21 protein-coding genes are annotated in these 23,400 nt (G+C 66.6%); 9 read left to right on the top strand and 12 right to left on the bottom strand.

The annotated features are described in order from the left end of the window. Positions 1-36 precede the first annotated feature (36 nt). The gene (locus tag QP512_RS04095) at positions 37-729 is read right to left on the bottom strand and encodes a TorF family putative porin (RefSeq protein WP_286071066.1); all 693 of its coding nucleotides are present in this window, start codon (positions 727-729) and stop codon (positions 37-39) included. A gap of 197 nt (positions 730-926) precedes the next feature. Here QP512_RS04095 and kbl point away from each other — a divergent pair, with 197 nt between their 5' ends. Continuing rightward, entirely contained in the window at positions 927-2,135 is a 1,209-nt protein-coding gene (kbl, locus tag QP512_RS04090) for a glycine C-acetyltransferase (RefSeq protein ID WP_286071065.1), read from the top strand. An 87-nt stretch (positions 2,136-2,222) separates the two neighbouring features. Here kbl and QP512_RS04085 read toward each other — a convergent pair whose 3' ends face one another. From QP512_RS04085 to QP512_RS04070, 4 genes are all read right to left on the bottom strand, one after another. Beyond that, on the bottom strand, positions 2,223-2,558 hold the full coding sequence (locus tag QP512_RS04085) for a hypothetical protein (RefSeq protein ID WP_286071064.1): 336 nt from the start codon (positions 2,556-2,558) through the stop codon (positions 2,223-2,225). Between the two features lie 84 nt (positions 2,559-2,642). Further along, positions 2,643-3,452, bottom strand: a complete 810-nt coding sequence (locus QP512_RS04080; protein WP_286071063.1) for a pseudouridine synthase — start codon at positions 3,450-3,452, stop codon at positions 2,643-2,645. A 20-nt stretch (positions 3,453-3,472) separates the two neighbouring features. Further along, the gene (locus tag QP512_RS04075) at positions 3,473-3,979 is read right to left on the bottom strand and encodes a hypothetical protein (protein ID WP_049468334.1); all 507 of its coding nucleotides are present in this window, start codon (positions 3,977-3,979) and stop codon (positions 3,473-3,475) included. A gap of 218 nt (positions 3,980-4,197) precedes the next feature. Continuing rightward, entirely contained in the window at positions 4,198-5,289 is a 1,092-nt protein-coding gene (locus QP512_RS04070; protein WP_286071062.1) for an OmpA family protein, read from the bottom strand. A gap of 357 nt (positions 5,290-5,646) precedes the next feature. Here QP512_RS04070 and QP512_RS04065 point away from each other — a divergent pair, with 357 nt between their 5' ends. The 5 genes from QP512_RS04065 to QP512_RS04045 all read left to right on the top strand — a co-directional run bounded on the left by QP512_RS04065 (position 5,647) and on the right by QP512_RS04045 (position 11,016). Then, complete coding sequence (locus QP512_RS04065; protein WP_286071061.1) at positions 5,647-6,666, top strand: zinc-binding alcohol dehydrogenase family protein; 1,020 nt, start codon at positions 5,647-5,649, stop codon at positions 6,664-6,666. 135 nt (positions 6,667-6,801) lie between these two features. Beyond that, positions 6,802-7,434: a hypothetical protein gene (locus QP512_RS04060; RefSeq protein WP_286071060.1), complete on the top strand. Its 633-nt coding sequence runs from the start codon at positions 6,802-6,804 to the stop codon at positions 7,432-7,434. A gap of 101 nt (positions 7,435-7,535) precedes the next feature. After that, positions 7,536-9,566, top strand: coding sequence for an NADPH-dependent 2,4-dienoyl-CoA reductase (locus QP512_RS04055; RefSeq protein ID WP_286071059.1), 2,031 nt, complete (start codon positions 7,536-7,538; stop codon positions 9,564-9,566). A gap of 295 nt (positions 9,567-9,861) precedes the next feature. Next, the gene (locus QP512_RS04050; protein WP_004154513.1) at positions 9,862-10,320 is read left to right on the top strand and encodes a cell wall hydrolase; all 459 of its coding nucleotides are present in this window, start codon (positions 9,862-9,864) and stop codon (positions 10,318-10,320) included. Between the two features lie 84 nt (positions 10,321-10,404). Beyond that, on the top strand, positions 10,405-11,016 hold the full coding sequence (locus QP512_RS04045; protein WP_286071058.1) for a glutathione S-transferase N-terminal domain-containing protein: 612 nt from the start codon (positions 10,405-10,407) through the stop codon (positions 11,014-11,016). A gap of 67 nt (positions 11,017-11,083) precedes the next feature. On the opposite strand, the gene QP512_RS04040 is transcribed toward QP512_RS04045, so the two are convergent. The 6 genes from QP512_RS04040 to QP512_RS04015 form a co-directional block, all read right to left on the bottom strand. Then, positions 11,084-12,139: a suppressor of fused domain protein gene (locus tag QP512_RS04040; RefSeq protein ID WP_286071057.1), complete on the bottom strand. Its 1,056-nt coding sequence runs from the start codon at positions 12,137-12,139 to the stop codon at positions 11,084-11,086. Positions 12,140-12,185: 46 nt separating this feature from the next. Beyond that, positions 12,186-12,689 (bottom strand): hypothetical protein, encoded by a 504-nt coding sequence (locus QP512_RS04035; RefSeq protein ID WP_286071056.1) that lies wholly within the window; start codon positions 12,687-12,689, stop codon positions 12,186-12,188. Between the two features lie 193 nt (positions 12,690-12,882). After that, a complete protein-coding gene (prpE, locus tag QP512_RS04030) occupies positions 12,883-14,763 on the bottom strand; it encodes a propionate--CoA ligase (protein ID WP_286071055.1) in 1,881 nt (626 codons plus the stop codon). 675 nt (positions 14,764-15,438) lie between these two features. Beyond that, positions 15,439-16,053: an RluA family pseudouridine synthase gene (locus QP512_RS04025; RefSeq protein WP_286071054.1), complete on the bottom strand. Its 615-nt coding sequence runs from the start codon at positions 16,051-16,053 to the stop codon at positions 15,439-15,441. 96 nt (positions 16,054-16,149) lie between these two features. Beyond that, positions 16,150-17,136 carry a malate dehydrogenase gene (locus QP512_RS04020; protein WP_004153634.1) on the bottom strand — a complete coding sequence of 329 codons (987 nt, stop codon included), beginning with the start codon at positions 17,134-17,136 and terminating at the stop codon, positions 16,150-16,152. 118 nt (positions 17,137-17,254) lie between these two features. Further along, positions 17,255-17,746 (bottom strand): peptidylprolyl isomerase, encoded by a 492-nt coding sequence (locus QP512_RS04015; RefSeq protein WP_005408225.1) that lies wholly within the window; start codon positions 17,744-17,746, stop codon positions 17,255-17,257. Between the two features lie 273 nt (positions 17,747-18,019). Between QP512_RS04015 and typA the strand changes: the two genes are divergently transcribed. The 3 genes from typA to QP512_RS04000 are packed head-to-tail and all read left to right on the top strand — an operon-like array spanning position 18,020 to position 22,010. Then, positions 18,020-19,867, top strand: a complete 1,848-nt coding sequence (gene typA / locus QP512_RS04010) for a translational GTPase TypA (protein WP_286071053.1) — start codon at positions 18,020-18,022, stop codon at positions 19,865-19,867. Between the two features lie 11 nt (positions 19,868-19,878). Next, positions 19,879-20,346 carry a DUF2127 domain-containing protein gene (locus QP512_RS04005; RefSeq protein ID WP_049467554.1) on the top strand — a complete coding sequence of 156 codons (468 nt, stop codon included), beginning with the start codon at positions 19,879-19,881 and terminating at the stop codon, positions 20,344-20,346. A 41-nt stretch (positions 20,347-20,387) separates the two neighbouring features. Then, on the top strand, positions 20,388-22,010 hold the full coding sequence (locus tag QP512_RS04000; protein ID WP_286071052.1) for an amidase: 1,623 nt from the start codon (positions 20,388-20,390) through the stop codon (positions 22,008-22,010). A gap of 72 nt (positions 22,011-22,082) precedes the next feature. On the opposite strand, the gene QP512_RS03995 is transcribed toward QP512_RS04000, so the two are convergent. Next, a complete protein-coding gene (locus tag QP512_RS03995; protein WP_343229510.1) occupies positions 22,083-23,270 on the bottom strand; it encodes a mechanosensitive ion channel family protein in 1,188 nt (395 codons plus the stop codon). Positions 23,271-23,400: the final 130 nt, after the last annotated feature.

The following is a 23,400-nucleotide window of genomic DNA, read 5'->3' as shown; positions in this document are numbered from 1 at the left end:
CAGGCAAGCCTGGCACCTACCGTAACGCCTGCGGCGTTACTTCCCGACCGCCACGGTCAGCAGCACGCGGCTGTGTGCCAGCTTGCCCGAGTTCTCGCGGCCATTGCTGTCGGTGCCGTAGTAACCCAGGCCGACGTTGAACAGGCCGAACTGGCGGCTGACGCCGACGTTCCAGTCGGTGTAGTCCTTGGCCAGGCCCTTCTCGAAGCTGCTGCGGCCGACGTTGGCGTTGAGGGTGAAGTCACGCGGCAGGCCCCACTGGCCGCCGACACCGTAGTACCAGCCGTCGGTCCCGCTGTTCCACTGGTCGTTGGTGTAGGCCACGGTCAGCTTGTAGGTCTCGTCCAGCGTGGTCGTCGTAACCAGCTCGTTGTAGTTCTGGTTGCTGGCACCGATGTAGGTATAGCGGTTCAGCAGCACATCGAAATTGACGCGCGGGGTGACGTCCACGCCATAGCCGATCTGGTAGTCGACCTCGGTGTTCGGGTCGCCCGGACCGAAGTCCACGCCCGATCCCCAGACGCCGGCGTACAGGCCCACCGGGGAGGTGTAGGTGAAGCCCGCCTGCAGGGTCGGCTTCTCGTCGGTCTGCGACACGCCACGGAACAGGTAGTCCGACACGGCGGTGACGTTCCAGCTGTAGGGCGATTCGTTGTCCTGGGCACTGGCGGCAAACGGCGCAAGGGTCAGGGCGGCGGCAATGGCGAGGCAGGCACGGGCATGCTTCATGGGCGTCTCCGAGGGTGGCGGGGGCGGGAGGGGGAGCGGGCAACCGGCGCTAGACAGGCGGGGTTCACGAATTTTTAACCCGTTTGCTATTGCGATGCAACATGTGCCGCCGGTGGCGGGGCCCTGTCCGGCCCGGTCGATGGGCGCCGTTGCCCGGTAGAATCAGTGGTTTCCCCGTGCTGAGCCGTGCCCACGCCATGACCGACGCCTCCTCCGCCCTGACCCGCCACTACGCCGAGGAACTGGACGCCATCCGCGCCCAGGGCCTGTTCAAGTCCGAGCGGATCATCACCAGCCCGCAGTCGGCCGAGATCACCCTCGACGACGGCCGCAAGGTGCTGAACTTCTGTGCCAACAACTACCTGGGCCTGGCCGACCATCCGGACCTGATCCAGGCCGCCAAGGACGCGCTGGATACCCACGGCTTCGGCATGGCCTCGGTGCGCTTCATCTGCGGCACCCAGGACCTGCACAAGCAGCTGGAAAAGCAGATCGCCGACTTCTTCGGCAAGCAGGACACCATCCTCTACGCCGCCTGCTTCGACGCCAACGGCGGCTTGTTCGAGCCGCTGCTCGGCGAAAACGACGCGATCATTTCCGATGCGCTGAACCACGCCTCGATCATCGACGGCGTGCGCCTGTGCAAGGCCAAGCGCTTCCGCTACGCCAACTGCGACATGGCCGATCTGGAAGCGCAGCTGCAGGCTGCCGATGCCGCCGGCTGCAAGACCAAGCTGATCACCACCGATGGCGTGTTCTCGATGGACGGCTTCATCGCGCCGCTGGACGAGATCACCGCGCTGGCGAAGAAGTACAACGCGCTGGTGCACATCGATGAGTGCCACGCCACCGGCTTCCTCGGCGCCACCGGCCGTGGCTCGGCCGAAGTGAAGGGCGTGCTGGACAAGATCGACATCATCACCGGTACCCTGGGCAAGGCCATGGGCGGCGCGCTGGGCGGCTTCACCTGCGCCAGTGCCGAGGTGATCGAACTGCTGCGCCAGCGTTCGCGCCCCTACCTGTTCTCCAACTCGCTGCCGCCGCACGTGGTGGCCGCCGGCATCAAGGCGTTCGAGATGCTGGCCGCCGCCGACGACCTGCGCGACACCCTGGTGGAGAACACCCGCCACTTCCGCGAGAAGATGGTCGCCGCCGGTTTCGACGTGAAGCCGGGCGTGCATCCGATCAGCCCGGTGATGCTCTACGACGCACCGCTGGCGCAGAAATTCGCCGAGCGCCTGCTGGAAGAAGGCATCTACGCGATCGGCTTCTTCTTCCCGGTGGTGCCCAAGGGCCAGGCGCGCATCCGTACCCAGATCAGCGCCGCGCACACCCGTGAACAGCTGGACCGCGCGATCGATGCGTTCACCCGCATCGGTGTCGAGCTGGGCGTGATCAAAGGCTGACCGCCCCGGGGTCGGATCCCTTTCCGCAGGAAAGGGCTCTGACCCCACCAGGCAAGGCGTGCCGACCCAGGTCGGCACCCACAGGCGTCATTTCTTTTTCTTCTTGCCCTTCGGTTCGTCCTTGCTGGCCACCACCACCGGCTTGGCGGCAGCGTCCTGGCCATTGCCCTTGGCAACGCGGATGCCATTGGCCTTCATCCAGGCATCGAACTGGTCGGCGGTCATCTTCTGGTCGCCGTTGCTCATCATGAAGCGGTAGCTGCCGCGGCCATCCAGTTCCGGGGCCTTTACTTCCACCACCGGGGTCTCGGCAGGAGTTTCGGCCCTGGCCACCTTCTTGTGGCCGCCGCAGGCGGTCAGCAGCACCATCGGCAGCAGCAGGCCTGCACAGCGCAGGGTTGGGTTGAGGGTCAGGTGGTACATGGGCAGGCTCCGTTCGGGAAATTCAACAACCAGACGCCCCCACGCCTGGAACGGTGGCCGGCAACTGCCGGCCGCGGGCGATGATCAGCCCGTTGCAGCGGCCCCCAGCCGCTGCTGGTCGCCGACCTCCAGCACCCGCCACTGTCCCTTGCCGAGATCGCCGAGCTGCAGCCCACCGATCGCGACCCGGACCAGGCGCAGCACCTGCAGGTCGAAGGCCGCCAGCAGGCGGCGGATGTGACGGTTGCGGCCCTCGTCGAGGACCACCTCCAGCCACGCGGTCTTGTCGCCGCTGCGCAGCACGCGCACGGCCTGGGCGACGAGGAACTCGCCCTCGTCCTCGATACCGGCGCGCAACGCAGCCAGGGTGTCCTCGTCGGGCAGATGGTCCACCTGCACGTGGTAGGTCTTCTGTGGACCGGTTTCCGGATCGGTCAGGTGCGCGGCCCATTGCGGATCGTTGCTGAACAGCAACAGGCCTTCACTGGCCTTGTCCAGCCGCCCGACCGGGGCGATCCACGGCAGGCCGGCGCCATCGAAGCAGCGATAGACGGTGTCGCGGCCACGCTCGTCCTGCACGGTGGTCACCACCCCACGTGGCTTGTTCAGCATCAGATACAGGCGCTGCGGCGCGCCCATCGGCTGGCCGTCAACCTCGATCGGCGGCGCCGGCTGGCCAATCGGAAATTCCGGATCACGCACGATGCGTCCGGAAACACGCACACGGCCATCGGCGATCCAGCGCGCGGCTTCGCTGCGCGAACAGACACCCGCCTTGGACAGCACGCGCGCCAGGCCATGGCGGACACCGGCGGGCGTGGCAGCGGGAGTCGCACGCCCACGCGTTGCGTGGGAGCGGGCGGCGGGGGATGCAGGCGGGCGGCGCGTACGCAAGCCTCTGCTCCCCGCAGCGCTTACTTCTTGTCGACCGGCTTGGTTTCAGCCGGTGCTTCGGCTGCGGCCGGCGTGGCGGCCGGTGCCGGGCGGGCCTTCACCACGCGCACGCCACGCGCCTTCATCCAGGCGTCGAACTCTTCGGCGGTCATGCGCTTGCCGTTCTGGCTCATGTCGAAGCGCCAGGGCGTGTTGTCGAATTCGGTCTGCGGCTTGTACGCCGCCGGATCGTTCGGCTTCACCGCCGGTGCGCTCGGGATGGCCTTGGCGATGTTCTGGCAGCCATCGATGCGCAGACGCTGCAGCACCTGGTCCAGCGACTGCGACGGATCGTAGTTGCTGCTCAGCACACCGGCCGGCATGCCCAGCTGGTTGCCACGGATGTACAGCTCGTCGGCCACCGGCGCGATGGTCGTGGCCGGCAACGGCAGCGGCGAGGCGCTGGTGTTGACCGAGCAATCGACCGCAGCGTGGGCGGCGGGAACCAGGGCCAGCGCCAGGACGGCGGCCGATGCAGAGCGCAGCATGAGGGGCATCCACGGAAGGAAGTGACGCGGCGAGTTTAGCAATGCCGCGCCAGCTTTCAAGCGCCACTTTCAATGAATACGGCAACTCATTGGTTTTACGAACAAAATCCCGACGAACGGTCACCTTTGCACAGGCAAGGCTGGATTCGAGGCCGCAGAAACAACAAGACCCGGCCGAAGCCGGGTCCTGCTGTGTCTTGCGGGCAGAGCGTCAGAACTTAGTTCTGGACGTTCAGCTCGGTACGACGGTTCTTGGCGCGACCTTCCGGGTTGTCCGAACCATCCGGGTTGGTGTTCGGAGCAATCGGACGGCTCTCACCATAGCCGATCGGGCCGACCAGGCGACCGGCGTCAACGCCGTTCTTGGTCAGGTAGTTGTACACGGCGGTAGCGCGACGCTCCGACAGCTTCTGGTTGTAAGCGTCGGTACCCTTCGAGTCGGTGTGACCGGCAACTTCAACGCGCAGATCCGGGTAACGCTTCAGGATCTCGGTGGCTTCGCTCAGGATCGCCACGGCGTCCGGACGCAGGTTCGACTTGTCGAAGTCGAAGTTGACGCCCTTCAGGTCGATGGAGACCGGAACCGGGCAACCGTCCGGACCGATGGTCTGACCCGGCTGCGAGTTCGGGCACTTGTCGTCGCAGTTGTTGACGCCGTCACCGTCGTCGTCCAGGTCGGCGCAGCTCGGGGCAACCGGAGCCGGAGCCGGAGCAGCCGCGACCGGAGCCGGGCCCAGCGGGATCACGACGCCGACCGAAGCCAGCACGTCGCCGAACCAGCTTTCGTTGCGAGCGGCAACGCTCTGGTCGTCGAAGTCAGCGCGGTAGGCCACTTCGGCGCGGACAGCAACGCGCTTCTCGAAGGTGGTCTGCAGACCGACGCCGAGCTTGGCGGCAACGTTGCCGTCCTTGCGCTGACGCGGACCGTTGTTGTCCAGTGCCGGGTACTCTTCTTCCGACTTCTGGTAGCCCAGGCCACCCACGATGTACGGGTTCCAGCCGCGGCCTTCCTTGATGAAGTGGCGACGCAGGTCCAGCGAAATGCCGTACTGCGACCAGTTCAGGTCCTGGTTCGAATCGAAGTTCGGGTTCTGATAGTTCAGCTCACCGTCCAGCGACCAGTTCGGGCTGATGAACTTGCCCAGGCCCAGGGTGACGAACGGAGCGTCATTGGTCAGACGGTCGCTGTCCTGGAAGTTGAAGCCGGCCGAACCGGTCAGGTACCAGCGGTCATCGAACTCCTGCGCGGAGGCAGCCTGGGCGAAAGCCAGACCACCCAGCAGCGCGGCAGTAAGGATCTTCTTGTTCATTGAGTACAGCTCCTATTTCGGGGGTATGAAACCGGTAGAGGCATGGGCCAGCACTACTGCGTCGATGTTCGACAGCCGATTCAGCACGCCACCGCCGCGAACATTATGCTCAGGCGGGTGAAGGTCATGTTAACAGTCCCGTAACATGTGAAGTGTTGCGCCCGACCCTCCACCGGTCCGACGTTGAAACCCTATACAGGATGATGAAAATCCGCAAGACCCTCACACCACAAGGGTTTGAGGAGGTTTAGGTGCAGGAAACGACATACTGCGCGACGCACTGCTTCACACGGTTCAGCGCGTCTGCGGAAAGGTGAGGAACCTTATGATGGGATTACGAACCCAGCCGGAGCCGAGATGAAAGCCGTCGCCCTGAGTCGTGAATCCGCCCCCGCCCTGGGCGATGTCCAGCTGCCTCCGCCGTTGCCTCCCACCGGCCGTGATCTGCTGATCCGGGTCGAAGCAGTCTCGGTCAACCCGGTCGATGGCAAGCAGCGCGCCGCCACTGCCCCCGCCGTGCTCGACGTGCCGCGCGTGCTCGGCTGGGACGCTGCGGGTGTGGTCGAAGCGATCGGCGAAGAGGCCAGCCTGTTCGCTTCTGGTGACGAGGTTTACTACGCCGGCGATGTCACCCGCCCTGGGTGCAACGCGCAGTTCCATCTTGTGGACGAACGCCTGGTGGCGCGCAAGCCGACGACGCTCGACTTCGCCGAAGCGGCGGCCCTGCCGCTGACCACGCTTACCGCATGGGAACTGCTGTTCCAGCGCATGCCACTGCAGCTGGATGATCGCCGCCATGCCGGCCAGCACCTGCTGGTGATCGGCGGCGCAGGCGGGGTTGGATCGATGGCGATCCAGCTGGCCCGGCATGCCGGATTCGAGGTGATCGCCACCGCCTCGCGCGAGGCGTCGATCAACTGGTGCCGGCAGATGGGCGCCCAGCAGGTGATCGACCACCGGCAGCCGCTGCTGCCCCAGCTGCAGGCGCTGGGCATCGACGCAGTACAGGTCGCCCTCAATCTGGCCGACACTGACCAGTACTGGGATGAACTGGGTCAGGTGCTGGCGCCACAGGGCCATGTCGGCCTCATCGTCGAACCGCGCGGCGCACTGCGCATCGGCGATCCCTACAAGGCCAAGTGCATCGGCATCCATTGGGAGTTCATGTTCGCGCGTTCGCGTTTCGCCACCGCCGACCGCATCGAACAGCACCGCATCCTCAGCCGTGCAGCCAGCATGATCGACGCGGGCCAGTTGCGCGGCACCCTCAGCGAGACGCTGGGCACGATCAATGCGGCCAATCTGGACATCGCCCATCAGCGCCTGGCCAGCGGGCGCACGGTGGGCAAGCTGGCGCTGGCCGGCTGGGGCGACTGACGCGCCGGTAGCGCCGAGCATGGGCTCGGCGCTGCAGCTTCCGCCTGTGGCAGCGGATTGGCTGTCATCTGTATCTATGGATGATTCGGAAACGGGGATACGGTGGAAACAGATCCTCCCCTCCCCGAGCGTGCCATGCCCACCGCCCTGCCCCTGCGCCTGCTGCAACTGATCGTTGGCCTGTTTCTGTACGGCTTCGGCGCCTCGCTGATGATCCGTGCCGCGATCGGCGTGGCACCCTGGGATGTGCTGTCGCAGGGCATCGCCGCACAGACACCGCTGTCCTTCGGCCTGGCCACCAACGTGATCGGCGCGCTGGTGCTGCTGCTGTGGTGGCCGTTGCGGCAGAAGCCGGGCGTCGGCACCGTGCTCAACGTGATGCTGATCGGCCCGTCGGCGCAGTTCGGCCTGTGGCTGCTGCCGCCTGCCATGGGCCTGGGCTGGCAGCTGGCGATGTTCTGCGCCGGCATGCTGTTGGTTGCGCTGGCCACGGGCCTGTACATCGGTGCCAGGCTCGGGCCTGGCCCGCGCGACGGCCTGATGACCGGCCTGCACGCCCGCACCGGCTGGCCGATCTGGAAGGTGCGCAGCCTGATCGAAGGCAGCGTGCTGCTGCTGGGCTGGTGGCTGGGCGGCAATGTCGGGCTCGGCACCCTCGCCTTCGCCTTGCTGATCGGCCCGCTGTGCGGGGTGACGCTGGGCTGGTTCGGGATTGGCCGGCCGATGCCGGGACCGCGCCCGGCGAGCGCGCAGCGCGGCCACGGGTAGCCGCGTCGCCGGGCATGGCCCGGCGCTACCGATTCGCCAGCCCTTGCCCCGACCGACGTTTCGCGGCACGCTTCGCGCTTCCGTACGCAAGCGTATCGACCATGTCGCCAGCCAACGAAAGCGCCTATCCCCACTTGTTCACTCCGCTGGACCTGGGCTTCACCCAGCTGCGCAACCGCGTACTGATGGGCTCGATGCACACCGGCCTGGAAGATCGCGCCCGTGATTTCCCGCGCCTAGCGGCCTATTTCGCCGAGCGCGCCGAGGGTGGTGTCGGCCTGATCGTCACCGGCGGCTTCGCGCCCAACGTGGTGGGCTGGCTGAAGCCGTTCGGCGGCAAGCTGTCCTGGCCGTGGGAAGTACGCCCGCACCGGCAGCTCACCGCTGCCGCGCACCAGCATGGCGCGAAGATCTGCCTGCAGCTGCTGCATGCCGGCCGCTATGCCTACCATCCGCTGTCGGTGGCACCGTCGAAGCTCAAGGCGCCGATCAACCCGTTCACCCCGCGTGCGCTGTCGGCCAGCGGCGTCGAGCGGCATATCGCCGATTACGCACGCAGCGCCAAGCTGGCCCGCGAGGCTGGCTACGACGGCGTGGAAGTGATGGGCTCGGAGGGCTACCTCATCAATGAGTTCATCGCCCCGCGCACCAACACGCGCACCGATGCCTGGGGTGGCGACGCGCGACAGCGCATGCGCTTCGCGGTGGAGATCGTGCGCCGCATCCGCGAGGCCTGTGGCCCGGACTTCATCATCATCTACCGCCTGTCCCTGGTGGACCTGGTGGAAGACGGCAGCAACTGGGAAGAGATCGTGCAGCAGGCGCAGGCGATCGAGGCGGCCGGCGCGACGATCATCAATTCCGGCATCGGCTGGCACGAAGCGCGCATTCCGACCATCGCCACCTCGGTGCCGCGCGCGGCCTTTGCCGGGGTCACTGCCAAGCTGAAGCCGCATGTGACGGTGCCGCTGGTGGCGACCAACCGCATCAACATGCCCGAGGTCGCCGAGCGCATCCTGGCCGATGGCGGCGCGGACATGGTGTCCCTGGCACGCCCGCTGCTGGCCGACCCGCAATGGCCGAACAAGGCCCGTGCCGGCCGCGCCGAGGCGATCAACACCTGCATCGCCTGCAACCAGGCCTGCCTGGACCACGTGTTCGAGAACAAGCTGGCCAGCTGCCTGGTCAATCCGCGCGCCGCGCACGAGACCGAGCTGGTCTATCGCCCGACCGCTGCGCCGAAGAAGATCGCCGTAGTCGGTGCCGGTCCGGCCGGGCTGGCCTGCGCCACGGTCGCCGCCCAGCGCGGCCATCAGGTCACCCTGTTCGATGCCAACGAGGAGATCGGCGGTCAGTTCAACGTGGCCAAGCGCATCCCGGGCAAGGAAGAGTTTTACGAGACGCTGCGCTATTTCCGCCACAAGCTGGCTGAAACCGGGGTGCAGCTGCGTCTGGGCACCCGTGCCGACGCAAGCCGCCTGGCCGGCTTTGACGAGGTGGTGCTGGCCACTGGCATCACCCCGCGCAGGGTCGACTTCCCTGGCGCCGACCATGCCAAGGTGGTCAGCTACCTGGACGTGCTGCTGGGCCGGGTCCAGGTGGGCGCCAATGCGGCGATCATCGGCGCCGGCGGCATCGGCTTCGATGTCGGCGAGTTCCTCAGCCATGCCGGCGAGTCGCCGTCGCTGGACCCGCAGCGCTGGATGGCCGAATGGGGCGTTGACGCCAGCTTCGAAGCGCGCGGCTCGCTGGCCAGGCCGCAGGCAGAAGCCTCGCCACGCCGGCTGTGGCTGCTGCAGCGCAGCCCGGGCAAGCCCGGTGCACGGCTGGGCAAGACCACCGGCTGGATCCATCGCGCCACGCTGAAAGCCAAGGGCGTGCGCATGCTCGGCGGCGTCGAGTACCTGGGCGTTGACGATGACGGCCTGCGCATCCGCGTTGATGGCAGCGAACAGCTGCTGCCGGTCGATCACGTGGTGATCTGCGCCGGGCAGGAACCGAACCGTTCGCTGCAGGCCGAGCTGCAGGCGGCCGGCATCAACACGCAGCTGATCGGCGGTGCCGACGTGGCCGCAGAACTGGATGCGAAGCGGGCCATCGACCAGGGCAGCCGGGTCGCCGCCGCGCTCTGATGAGTGCCTGAATGGGGGGCGGAATGTGATTTCCGTCACCCCTCCCGAACCTGAATGTCAAGCCGGACGGTTCACGATGCGTTCGGCTATCCCCCCCTACCTTGCGCCATCTTCCGCTCACCAGCCAGTTTCCGGTGAGCCGGTGCGGCCCCCTCGATCGGTACTGATCGTTTCTTTTGGGGCCGCCCACGGGGCGGCCCCGATGGCCGCCTCCCCATGACGCCAAGTCGTACCCCGTCCCGCAGCCCCCGCTGCGGGGGCCGGGAAGTGCGGCCCATACGGAGCAAGGAGTTATATGAAACTGGCCTGGATTCTCTGGCTGTCGCAGTTGTTGCCGCAGCCGGCCGCTGATTCATTGTGTTTGAGCACCACCGTTTACCTGGAAGCCCGCGACCAGACCCTGCGTGGCCAGCAGGCCGTCGCCGAGGTCGCCCTGCGTCGCCTCGACAGTGGCCTGTGGGGTGACTCGATGTGCCAGGTGGTCACCGCGCGCAAGCAGTTCGCACCGACCATCGTCTCCCCCGGCACCCAGCTGGGCAATGACGCGGCGTGGAGCGAGGCGATGAACGTGGCCTTCGATGCCGAGCGCAACTGGGCGCTGCCGGCCGGCGAACGCCGCGAGATCGTGCCCGGTGCCAGCCACTTCGCCGCGCTGTCCATCGCCAGCCCGAACTGGCGCAACGCCTACCAGGTGGCCACCATCGGCGATCACACCTTCTACAAGGTGCAGAACCTCAAGCCGCGGCAGTCGTAACGATCCGTGCTGGCGGCGGCGTTGCCGCCCGCCGGCAGGCTCTGGGATAGTGGGCGTTTCCCGCCCGCATCACCTGGAGTTCCCATGAAGCTGTACAGCAAGCCCGGTGCCTGTTCCACCGCCGACCACATCGCCCTGCAGTGGACCGGCCAGCCGTTCGAGGTTGAACTGCTGAACAAGGACACCCTGAAGGGTCCGGAATTCCTCAAGATCAATCCGGCCGGCGCCGTTCCCGCGCTGGTCGACGGCGACTTCGTGCTGCTGCAGAACGCCGCGATCATGGGCTACATCGCCGACAGCTACCCGCAGGCCGGCCTCGCGGGTGACGGCAGCCCGCGCCAGCGTGCCGAAGCCACCCGCTGGCTGGCCTTCGTCAATTCCGACGTGCACCCGGCCTTCTCGCCGCTGTTCGCACCGGGCAAGTTCATCGCCGACGAAAGCCAGTTCGATGCGATCCGCGCCGCCGCACACAAGCGCCTGCGCGGGCTGTTCGAGACCGCTGACAAGCAGCTGGCGGACAAGCCCTGGCTGGCCGGTTTCCGCAGCTACGCCGACCCTTACTTCTACATCACCCTGCGCTGGGCCGCCGGCACCAAGGTCGACCTGTCCGGCCTGGACAACCTGGCTGCCTACAAGGCACGCATGGACGCCGATGCCGGCGTGCAGGCCGCGCTGAAGGCTGAAGGCCTGGCCTGACCTTGACCAGGGGTCAGAGCCGTCCGCATGGCGAACGGATCTGACCCCACCGGTTCCACCCGCCCGGTCAACCGATCTGGCGGATCACTTCACCCTTTGCATCGCGCAGGTAGGTCGGCACCACCTCGATGCGCAGTGCTCCCGCCACCGGGTAGAGGCCACGTTCGGCACGCACGCCTGCCAGGGCCTGCAGCCCTGTCTCGTCCAAGGGCCAGCGCGCGCTGTCAGTGGACACCTCGCCGGCTTCACCGGGCCCGGCCGGAATGAATTCCCACTGCCGCTCGCGGCTGACCAGCTCCAGCGATCTGCCGTGTCGCAGGCGCAGCGGCAGCAGTTCACACACACTGGCCACCTGGCCCGCGCCAAGCACCAGCGTGGTGACGCCCGCCTCCTGCCCCCAGTCCAGCGTCTCGATGAACAACATGCCGGTGCTGGAGCCCTCGCGCTCGCTGCCGGCCCGCACCCGGGCCGTCAGTGCCGGATCGTCCAGCAGGTTGCCGCGATGCAGATCACTGATCCACAGCGGCATCGCCGGCTGCAGCGCCTGCAGCACACCGCGCGTCGACCAGCGCTTGACCGCCTCCATCTCTTCGTCGGTCAGGCCGACCAGCTGCAGGAACTGCAGGTGGCCATTGGCGGTGTCGCGCGCCGGCAGCTGCGGGTCGGCAATGAAAGCCAGGTGGCACAGGCGCGTGTCGGTCTCCAGCGCGATCGGGCCATTGGCATTCAGATGGTGACCATCCTCGAACACGTTTCCGCTGCCAAACACGTAGCGCGCCAGGTTCTGCAGCAGGTTCATCGGCCACACCGGCGGCGAGCTGCCAGCGTTCTCACCGGTGTCGGCAGCGAGGCGGAAGGTCAGCTCGAAACCATAGCCGCTGGCGGCGGCATCGCTGCTTTCCTTGGTGTACAGCTCGGAGAAGCCGTAGGTGACGTAGTGCCAGTGCGGCACCGGCGCATCCGCCCAGTACACGCTGATGCCATCCAGTGGATCCTGGCCGCCGAGCGTGTACGACAGCGCGGTGCCGAAATGACGCGGTTCCTGGCCTGCATACAACGGCGCCAGTGCTGCGTTGATCGCGTCCCAGCCTGGGGTGTCGGTGTCGTCGTGGTCGTCCTGCACGCGGGACTCCTTGTGGGGAAGTGAACCGATCACTTTACGCGGTGGCTCAGGCCTCCACGACCTCGCCACCATCATTCACCATCGACGCCTGCGTTTCCTGCCACCAGCGCTGCGCCAGCGCCGGGCTGCGCGCCTTGCCCACCGCCGCCAGAAGTTCCGGGCACAGGCGCTCCAGCGCCACCGCATCGGTGCAGCGCTCGATCTTCAATTGCATGAAGTAGCCCTTCAGGCCGAGATGGCGCCGTACGGCTTCGCTCATCGCGTCGTACAGGTGCTGGTACAACGCCGGATCCTGTTCGCGGCCGGCGCTGATGCCGCGCGCCGGTGGCGCCTCAGCGCTGCCGCCGATCACTTCGATCAGGCCCTGCGCTGCCAGCTGCTCCAACGCATCGGCCGGCGCGCGCAGGCCTTCGAACAGACCGCGCAGTTCAGTGTCGTCGCGATGGCCGTCGACCATCAGCAGGATCGACCGCAGTGCTGCCGGCAGGCGCCGGCCACGGTCTTCGATTTCCTGACGGCCAGCCGCCGTCTTGGCGTGCAGCAATGCCATTGCCTCCCCCTCCCTTCATGCGCCATGCCAGCGCGCCCTTGCGGGCACGCTCCCCTGCAACCGAGCTTAGCGCACCGGTTGCAGGGAGGAAGCTGCGGTGCAGCAACGGCCTCCCCTGTAGAGCCGAGCCGATGCTCGGCTGCCTTGGCAAGGCATGCGGAGCCGAGCATCGGCTCGGCTCTACAGAAGCAGGTCAGCGCCCCAGCGCGCGGCGGATTTCCTCCAGTGCGCTGGGATCATCCAGCGTCGACAGGTCCCCCGGATCACGCTGTTCGGCCAGCGCCTGCAGCGAGCGTCGCAGCAGCTTGCCCGAACGGGTCTTGGGCAGCGCATTGACCACGTGCACATGCGCCGGGCGCGCTACCGCGCCGAGCGAAGTGGTCACCGTGGCCATCATCTCCGCCACCACCGGCGCCGGGTCCTCACCGTTGAGCCCCTGCTTGAGGGTGACGAACACCAGCGGCACCTGTCCCTTCAGTTCGTCCATGACCCCGATCACCGCCGCCTCGGCCACGCGCGGATGGCTTGAAATGGCTTCCTCGATCTCACGCGTGCCCAAGCGATGCCCGGCCACGTTAATCACATCGTCGGTGCGGCCCAGGATGAAGGTGTAGCCATCGTCATCGCGGATCGCCCAGTCCAGCGAGCTGTACAGCAGTTCCTTGAAGTGGCTGAAGTAGCTCTGCAGGAAGCGGCTGTCATCATTCCACACTGTGCTCATGCAGCCCGGCGGCAACGGTGGCGAGACCACCAGCACGCCCTTCTGCCCCGGCGCGACCTCCTCGCCGGTGTTCTCGTCGATCACCTTCATCCGGTAACCGAGATTGGGGAAGCCGGGCGAACCGAAGCGCACCGGCTTCATCTCCAGGCCCGGCAGCAGGGTCAGCGCCGGCCAGCCGGTTTCGGTCTGCCAGTAGTTGTCGATGATCGGCTTGCCCAGCGCTTCGCTGATCCAGTGGGCGGTGGGTTCGTCCAGTGGCTCGCCGGCCAGGAACAGGTACTTCAGCGCACCCAGGTCATGCCGGTGGATGAAATCCGCGTCGTGCTTCTTCAGCACGCGGATGGCGGTCGGCGAAGAGAACATCGTGCGCACGTTGTACTGCTCGCACAGCGCCCACCAGATGCCCGGGTCCGGGTTGGTTGGCAGACCTTCGTACAGCAGCGAGGTGCAACCACCGATCAGCGGACCGTACACATTGTAGGAATGACCGACAGCCCAGCCGACATCAGAGGTGGAAAACATCACCTGGCCCGGCTTGCAGTCGAACACGGTCTCCATCGACTGCGCCATCGCCACCGCGTAGCCACCCACGTCACGCTGCACGCCCTTGGGCTTGCCGGTGGTGCCGGAGGTGTACAGCAGGTAGCTCGGCTCGCTTGCTTCCAGCCATTGCACCGGCACATCGACTTCACCGATCTGCGCGCGCAGCGTGGCGTACTCCACATCACGGCCCGGCGCGCGCGGTTCGGCTGCGTCCAGCCCGCGCGACACGATCAGCACGTGCGGTGGCGGTGAAGCCGCTTCAGCGCAGGCGGCATCGACCATCGGTTTGTACGGAATGAGCTTGCCACCGCGCATGCCGGCATCGGCGGCGATCAACAGCTTGGGCCTGGCATCGTCGATGCGCAGCGCCAGGTTATGCGCGGCAAAGCCTCCGAACACCACCGAATGCACCGCACCGATGCGCGCGCACGCCAGCATCGCGAACACGGCTTCGGCCATGTTCGGCATGTAGATCACCACGCGATCGCCGTGGCCGACACCGAGGTGCTTGAGCACCGCGGCGAAGTCGTTCACTTCGCGGTACAGCTGCCGATAGGTGATCTCGCGGGTGCTGTTGGTCTCGGTGGAAATGGCAACCAGCGCGAGCTGGTCGGCGCGCTCGGCCAGGTGGCGGTCGACGGCGTTGTAGCAGAGATTGGTTTCGCCGCCGACGAACCAGCGCCGGAACGGCGGGTTGCTGTAGTCGAGCACCTGCTGTGGCGGTTTGTGCCAATGGATGCGCTTGGCTTCCTCGCCCCAGAAGGCCTCCGGCTCGTCGATCGAGCGACGGTAGGTTTCCTCGTAGTTCATGACGCAGCCCTCCCAGACAAAGTCATGGGTTCGAGGATAGTCCGGCGCTGGCGTGCGGGCCGCCCTACCTTGGTAGGGGGTGGGGTTTGTTCTGCAGGGCTTGCAGCCCTGCGCCTGCAGAGGCCAGAGCAACGTCAACGGCAGAAGCCGGCTATCCGTGGGATGGCGGGGTGGGTCCGGTTGAGGGGGACGCTGCAAGTACGTCCATGTAAGCTCGGTCGCCGCTTGCTCGTGTGCGCAGTCCTGCGCACACGGCAAGACCGGGGTTGGGCGTCCTGCCCAACCCGCCCGAGGCATGCCTCGGGCCCATGCGGCTCACGCCCCCTCAACCGGACCCACCCCGCCTTCGACAGACTTCCGCGATCTGTCGGAGCACGGGGTCGGATCCCAGATTCAATATTCAATTCGATATCTGACAGAAAAATCGTGTCGACCAAGGTCGACACCTACCAAGACCAACAGCGACAGCCGTTACCAACCGCCGCAGGAATCTGTCGGGGGTGGGGCGGTGTGGGTTGGCAGGACCGTTGGCGCCATGGATGGCGCCATCGAGCCCCCATGGATGGGTTTACGGCGTGTCCTGCCTACCCACACCGCCCCGCCACCCCACGGACAGCCCGCTTTTGACGTTGACGTTAATTCTGCGGGTGCAGGGCTGCAAGCCCTGCCGACCCCCTAGAACGGAGCCGCGGACTCGAACGCGAGCACCTCGCCCGTCAGCGGATGCGTGAACCGCAGGCTGCGCGCATGCAGATGCACGCGGTGCGCCGGTGCCGCGTCATACAGCACGTCGCCAACAATCGGATGGCCAAGACTGGCCATGTGCAACCGCAGCTGATGGCTGCGGCCAGTGATCGGTTCCAGCGCCACGCGCGTGCGCTGCGCTTCAACATCACGCGCCAGCACGCGCCAACGCGTCAGCGCCGGCTTGCCGCTCCCATGGTCGACCATCTGCTTCGGCCGGTTCGGCCAGTCCACGATCAGCGGCAGGTCCACTTCACCGGCATCGCTTTCGATCACACCCTGCACGACGGCTTCGTAGCACTTGCCGACCTGGCGCTGCTCGAACTGCATCGACACTGCGGCCTGCATCTCCTTGCCGCGCGCGTGCAGCAGCAGGCCCGAGGTGACCTGGTCCAGCCGGTGCACGGTCAGCGCGTCCGGGTACACCGCCTGCAGGCGCGCGACCACGCAGTCCTGGTTCTCGGCGCTGCGGCCGGGCACGGACAGCAGGCCGGCCGGCTTCTCGGCCACCAGCAGCGCGTCGTCGATGTAGTGCAGGTGGATCATGCGGTTCCAGGAATTCCAAATGAAAACGGGGAAGCCGAAGCTTCCCCGTTTTCTGCGTACCGACCAACGGTCGGCACCTACCGGCCGAGGCCCGTATCAGCCCAGCAGGTGGGCGACGCCGGCGCGCTCTTCTTCCAGCTCGGCCAGGGTCTTGTCGATGTACTTCTGGCTGAAGTCGTCGATCGGCAGATCCTTCACCAGGGTGTACTTGCCGTTCTCGGTGGTCACGGCGAAGCCGAAGATCACGCCTTCCGGAATGCCGTAGGAACCGTCGGACGGCACGCCCATGGTGACCCACTTGCCGTTGCTGCCCAGCACCCAGTCACGCACGTGGTCGATGGCGGCGTTGGCGGCCGAAGCGGCCGAGGACGAGCCACGGGCTTCGATGATCGCTGCACCGCGCTTGCCCACGGTCGGGATGAAGGTGTTGGCGTTCCACTCCTGGTCGTTGATCGCATCGGCGATCGACGCGCCATCGGCGGTGGCGAAACGGTAGTCCGGGTACATGGTCGGGCTGTGGTTGCCCCACACGACCAGCTTCTCCATGCCACCGACCGGCTTGCCCAGCTTGGTCGACAGCTGGCTCAGGGCGCGGTTGTGGTCCAGGCGCAGCATGGCGGTGAAGTTTTCCGGCTTCAGGTCCGGGGCCGACTTCATGGCGATGTAGGCATTGGTGTTGGCCGGGTTGCCGACCACCAGCACCTTCACGTCACGGCTGGCGACCTTGTTCAGCGCCGCGCCCTGGGCGGTGAAGATCTTGGCGTTTTCCAGCAGCAGGTCCTTGCGCTCCATGCCCGGGCCACGCGGACGTGCACCGACCAGCAGGGCGATGTCGGCGTCCTTGAACGCGACTTCGGCGTCATCGGTGCCGACCATGCCGGCCAGCAGCGGGAAGGCGCAGTCTTCCAGCTCCATCATCACGCCCTTCAGGGCGGCCTGGGCCTTGTCCACCGGCAGTTCCAGCAGCTGCAGGATGACCGGCTGGTCCTTGCCCAGCATTTCGCCGGAGGCGATGCGGAACAGCAGGGCATAACCGATCTGGCCGGCGGCGCCGGTCACGGCAACACGAACGGGTGCTTTCATGGGGGTTTCCTCTTGCTTGCAAGCGTTTGATGGGACGCCGCGGGCAGAGCCACGCAGGCCTGGCGGGCGGCGGGGAACAGGGAAACGGCCACCCGTGGGTGGCCGTTTCGAAGGGGAATCAGGCGGCGAGGTGCTTGTTCCACTCGGCGACGCGGTCGGCCTGGGCGGCCAGCACGGCGTCGACGTCGCCTTCCAGGGTGATCGAATGGATCACGTCGCCCTGCTTGACCGAATCGACGATGGCCTGGCCTTCCAGGACCTTGCCGAAGACGGTGTGGCGGCCGTCCAGCCAGTCGGTCTTGATGTGGGTGATGAAGAACTGGCTGCCGTTGGTGTTCGGGCCGGCATTGGCCATCGACAGCGAGCCGACCTCGTGCTTCACGCCATTCTTCTCGTCTTCGAACTTGTAGCCCGGGCCGCCGGTGCCACGACCCTGCGGGCAGCCGCCCTGGATCATGAAGTCGGCGATCACGCGGTGGAAGATCAGGCCGTCATAGAAGCCGTGCTTGACCAGGTTCACGAAGTTGGCCACGGTCAGCGGCGCCTTGTCGGCGAACAGCTCGACCTTGATCGGGCCCTGGGTGGTGTCGAAAGTGGCGATGAGGGACATGAAGATCCTTGATGCAAAGGGGAATGCGTCTAGCCACCTAGTTTACACCCGCCTCGTGTCGGCGGCGGCTTCGACCATGGGTGAAGCGCCTCGCTTCAGCCCACGGACGGGGAGCCGCGCCGCCGGGTCCTGGCGGCCTCGGCCGGGGCCGCGGATGGTCAGCTGAATGGGGGGCGTGACGGGCGTGAACTCCATCTTTTCGCGAATCGTCAAGTTCGACGTATAATGTTGGACTTCTTTTTCCAAATCCGGCGCCGACTGGCCCCCTTTCGTATGTCCATCGAAAATCTTCGCAACATCGCCATCGTCGCCCACGTCGACCATGGCAAGACCACCCTGGTCGACCAGCTGCTGAAGCAGTCCGGCACCCTGTCCGAGCGCACCGTCCTCGCCGAGCGCGTGATGGACAGCAACGACCAGGAAAAGGAACGCGGCATCACCATCCTGGCCAAGAACACCGCCATCACCTGGGAAGACAAGAAGACCGGCATCAAGAACCGGATCAACATTGTCGACACCCCCGGGCACGCCGACTTCGGTGGTGAGGTCGAGCGCGTGCTGTCGATGGTCGACACCGTGCTGATCCTGGTCGATGCGATGGACGGCCCGATGCCGCAGACCCGCTTCGTCACCCAGAAGGCCTTCGCGATGGGCTTCAAGCCGATCGTCGTGGTCAACAAGATCGACCGTCCGGGCGCGCGTCCGGAGTGGGTGATCGACCAGGTCTTCGACCTGTTCGACAAGCTCGGCGCCACCAACGAGCAGCTGGACTTCCCGATCGTCTACGCCTCGGCCCTGAACGGCTACGCCGGCCTGGAAGATACCGTGCGCGACGGCGACATGACCGCTCTGTACGAAGCGATCATGCAGCACGCCCCGCGTCCGGAAGTGGACCCGGAAGGCCCGTTCCAGATGCGCATCAGCCAGCTGGACTACAACAACTTCGTGGGCGTGATCGGCATCGGCCGCATCCAGCGCGGCACCCTGAAGAAGAACATGCAGGTCGCGGTCATCGACCGTGAAGGCAAGAAGCGCAACGGCAAGGTCGCCCAGGTACTGGGCTTCCTGGGCCTGGAGCGCATCGAGCAGGACACCGCCGAAGCCGGTGACATCGTGGCCATCTCCGGCATTCCGGAACTGACCATCTCCGACACCCTGTGCCACCCGGACACCCCGGAAGCGCTGCCGGCACTGACCGTCGACGAACCGACCATCTCGATGACCTTCCAGGTCAACAACTCGCCGTTCGCCGGCAACAAGGATCTGTCCGGTGGCAAGTTCCTGACCAGCCGCCAGATCAAGGACCGCCTGGACCGCGAGCAGGTCCACAACGTGGCCCTGAAGGTCGAACAGCTGGAAGACGCCGACAAGTTCCTGGTCTCCGGCCGTGGCGAACTGCACCTGTCGGTGCTGATCGAGAACATGCGTCGTGAAGGCTACGAGCTGGCCGTGTCGCGCCCGGAAGTGATCATCAAGGAAATCGACGGCCAGATGATGGAGCCGATCGAGCAGCTGGTGGTGGACATCGAAGAAGTGCACCAGGGCGGCGTGATGGAAAAGCTGGGTACCCGCAAGGGCCAGCTGAAGAACATGGAGCCGGACGGCAAGGGCCGCGTGCGCCTGGAATACCAGATCCCGGCCCGTGGCCTGATCGGTTTCCAGAACGAGTTCAAGACCCTCACCCAGGGTTCGGGCCTGCTGTTCCACGTGTTCGACCACTACGGTCCGAAGGAACAGGGCGCCATCGCCAAGCGCATCAACGGTGTGATGATCGCCAACGCCCCGGGTACCACGCCGGCCTACTCGCTGGGCCCGCTGCAGGAGCGCGGCAAGCTCTTCGCTGCTGAAGGCGACAACGTGTATGAAGGTCAGCTGGTCGGTATCCACTCCAAGGACAACGACCTGACCGTCAACGCGATCAAGACCAAGCCGCTGACCAACATGCGCGCTTCGGGCAAGGACGATGCGATCCAGCTGACCCCGGCGATCAAGTACTCGCTGGAACAGGCCCTGGACTTCATCGAAGACGACGAGCTGGTCGAGATCACCCCGAAGGAGATCCGTCTGCGCAAGAAGTTCCTGACCGAAAGCGACCGCAAGAAGGCTTCGCGCGGCGGCTGAGCCAGCACCCCGTGAACCCGAGCGGCTACAACCCGGATCCACACCGGCATCCGGGTCTCCACGTCATCGCCCTGCTCGAAGCGAGCAAGGCGATGCTGGCGCTGTTGGCGGCCACCGGGCTGGAAGTGCTCGGACCGCAGCCGCTGCGGCACGGCATCATGGTCCTGATCCGGCGTTTCAGCCTGGATCCGGACCATGGCACCCTGCCCTCGCTGCTGCACATGATCAGCCCCGACGCGGTGCACCTGGCCGCGGCGGGGATGATCGGCTACGGCCTGCTGCACCTGGTCGAAGCCTGGGGCCTGTGGCGGGCCAAGGCCTGGGCCTCCTGGCTGGGCTGCCTGACCGCCTCGCTGTACCTGCCCTTCGACATCTTCGCGATCATCCGCCATCCCGGCTGGCCGTCGTGGACGATCCTGGCGATCAACCTGATCGTGGTCTACGTCCTCGCCCGCGACCTGCGCAAGCGCCACCGCTGAGCACCGGCTACACTGGGGATTGGAGCCGACCAAGCCGCCCCATGCGCCCGTCCTTGACGCCTCTGCTGACCTGCCTGCTCGCCGCGCTGCCTGCGCTGCTTTCGGCTGGCTGCAGCCCCGCCACGTCCAGCGCCCATGCGGCCGAACCTGCGAGCCGCAACGTGCCGTTCCCGTATGCCGAAACCGATGTCGCCGACCTGCAGGCGAGGATGACCGCCGGCGAGCTGGACAGCACCACCCTGACCCAGGCCTACCTGCAGCGCATCGCCAGCCTCGACCGCACCGGGCCGCGCCTGCGCGCGGTGATCGAGCTCAACCCCGATGCCCTGAAGGAAGCGGCCGCGCGCGACCGCGAGCGCCGCGAAGGACGCCTGCGCGGCCCGCTGCACGGCATCCCGCTGCTGCTGAAGGACAACATCAACGCCGCGCCGATGGCCACCAGCGCCGGCTCGCTGGCCCTGCAGGGATTCCGCCCGGACGACGCCTACCTGGTGCGCCGGCTGCGCGAGGCCGGTGCCGTGGTGCTGGGCAAGACCAACCTCAGCGAATGGGCCAACTTCCGCGGCAATGATTCGATTTCCGGGTGGAGCGCACGCGGTGGCCAAACCCGCAATCCCTATCGCCTGAGCCATTCGCCCTGTGGCTCCAGCAGCGGCAGCGCGGTGGCCGTGGCCGCCAACCTGGCCAGCGTGGCGATCGGCACCGAAACCGACGGCAGCATCGTCTGCCCCGCCGCCATCAACGGCGTGGTCGGCCTGAAGCCGACGGTCGGCCTGGTCAGCCGCGATGGCATCGTGCCGATCTCTTTCAGCCAGGACACCGCCGGGCCGATGACACGCAGCGTCGCCGATGCCGCCGCTGTGCTGACCGCGATCGCCGGCCGCGACGATGCCGATCCGGCCACCGCGACCATGCCCGGCCGCGCGGTCTACGACTACACCGCCCGCCTGGACCCGCAGGGCCTGCGCGGCAAACGCATCGGCCTGCTGCAGACGCCGCTGCTGAAGTACCGCGGCATGCCGCCCCTGATCGAACAGGCCGCCACCGAGCTGCGTCGCGCCGGCGCCGTGGTGGTGCCGGTGGAGCTGCCCAACCAGGGTGCCTGGGCCGAGGCCGAGCGCACGCTGCTGCTGTACGAATTCAAGGCCGGGCTGGAGCGCTACTTCAGCACCCACCGCGCGCCATTGCGCAGCCTGGCCGAGCTGATCGCCTTCAACCAGGCGCACAGCAAACAGGAACTGGGCCTGTTCGGCCAGGAGTTGCTGGTGGAGGCTGACGCCACCGCGGGCCTGGCAGACCCGGTCTACATCCGCGCACGCAGTGAAGCCCGCCGCCTGGCCGGTCCGGAGGGCATCGATGCCGCCCTCGCCGCCCATCAACTCGATGCGCTGGTGGCGCCGACCACCGGCGTCGCATGGCCGATCCGCAGCGAAGGCGACGACTTCCCCGGCGAGAGCTACAGCGCCGCTGCCGTGGCCGGCTACCCGAGCCTCAGCGTGCCGATGGGCCAGATCGACGGCCTGCCGGTCGGCCTGCTGTTCATGGGCACCGCCTGGAGCGAGCCGAAGCTGATCGAGATGGCCTACGCCTACGAGCAACGCACGCGCGCGCGCAAGCCGCCGCACTTTGATACCGACGCACTGATCGACGCCGGCGAGCCTTGATCGTGTTTCTGTAGCGCCGAGCCCACGCTCGGCTTCACCGGAAAATCGAAAGCAGCCGAGCACGGCTCAGCTCTACAGAGGCTGGTCAGGCTCCATCGGCGCGATCGCGGCCTCACCATCTTCAGCACCCGGCGACCGCACATCCGCGGTGCGCGCCCGCGGACCGCGCGGCATATCCAGCTCATCATCGTGCTGCACGCGTGCACGGACCTGCGGCAGCGCCTGCGGATGCTCGCGCGCAAGGAAATCGAGCATGCGCTCGCGCACCAGGCAGCGCAGGTCAAAGGCATCGCCGGAACTGCGTGCGCTGACCAACAGGCGTACCTGGATTGCGCGTTCGCTGGTTTCGGTCACCTGGGTCACGCAGACCCGACCATCCCACAGCGCTTCGCCACGACAGATACGCTCCAGCTCGGCACGGATCGCCGCGATCGGTGCTCGGTAGTCCAGCCACAGGAAGGCCGTGCCGAGCAGATCGGCACTGCGTCGCGTCCAGTTCTGGAACGGGTTCTCGATGAACCAGGTCAGCGGCACCACCATCCGCCGCTCATCCCAGATGCGCACTACCACGTAGCTGCTGCCGATCTCCTCGATGCGGCCCCACTCGCCTTCGACGATCACCACGTCATCCAGGCGGATCGGCTGCGTTACCGCAATCTGCAGGCCGGCAATGAGGTTGCCGAACACCGGCTTGGCCGCGATACCCGCCACCAGGCCGATCAGGCCCGCCGACGCCAGCAGGGCCGTGCCGATCTTCTGCACCATCGGGAACGTCAACAGCACCAGCGAGGCACCGAGCACGATGATGCCGCCCATCAACACGCGGCTGAGCACCCGCGTCTGGGTCTGGATGCGGCGTGCCTCCAGGTTGTCGGAGACATCGATTGGATGGTTGCGCAGGATCGCGCGCTCACCCGCGGCGACCGCTCGCACCAGCAACCAGATGAAGCAGGCGGTCAGCGCGATGTGCAGCACATGCTGCAGATTGCCCAGCACGGGATCCTGCAGCGGCGTGGCCTGCAGCGCTGGAATCAACAGCAGCAGCGGCCATGCGGTGGCCATCGGCAATCCAAGCACGCGACCGATGCGCGCGCGCCGCCGATCACGCCCTTTCAGCCGGTGATAGATCCACAGGATCAGCCACGCACCGACGCCGCCCACCACTGCTGCCAATCCCAACGGCCATGCGTAGGCCTGTGCGGTTTGCCAGTGCACCGTTGCCACCTCCACTCGAACAGCCAAGCGGACAGCCTCGCGCATGGCGCATGAGCGTCACGTCAGTCGTTCGTAAGCAGGGTGTTGGTCGGCAGGGCTTGCAGCCCTGCACCTGCCGAAGCCAGAGCAACAGCAACAGCCGAAGCAGAAGCGGGTTTCCTGTGGGATGGCGGGG

It is taken from the genome of Stenotrophomonas sp. 57 (assembly GCF_030291075.1).
In the GTDB taxonomy this organism is placed as follows: domain Bacteria; phylum Pseudomonadota; class Gammaproteobacteria; order Xanthomonadales; family Xanthomonadaceae; genus Stenotrophomonas.
The sequence above is the reverse complement of the archived record's forward strand: the minus strand, read 5'-3'. Positions and strand labels throughout refer to the sequence as shown.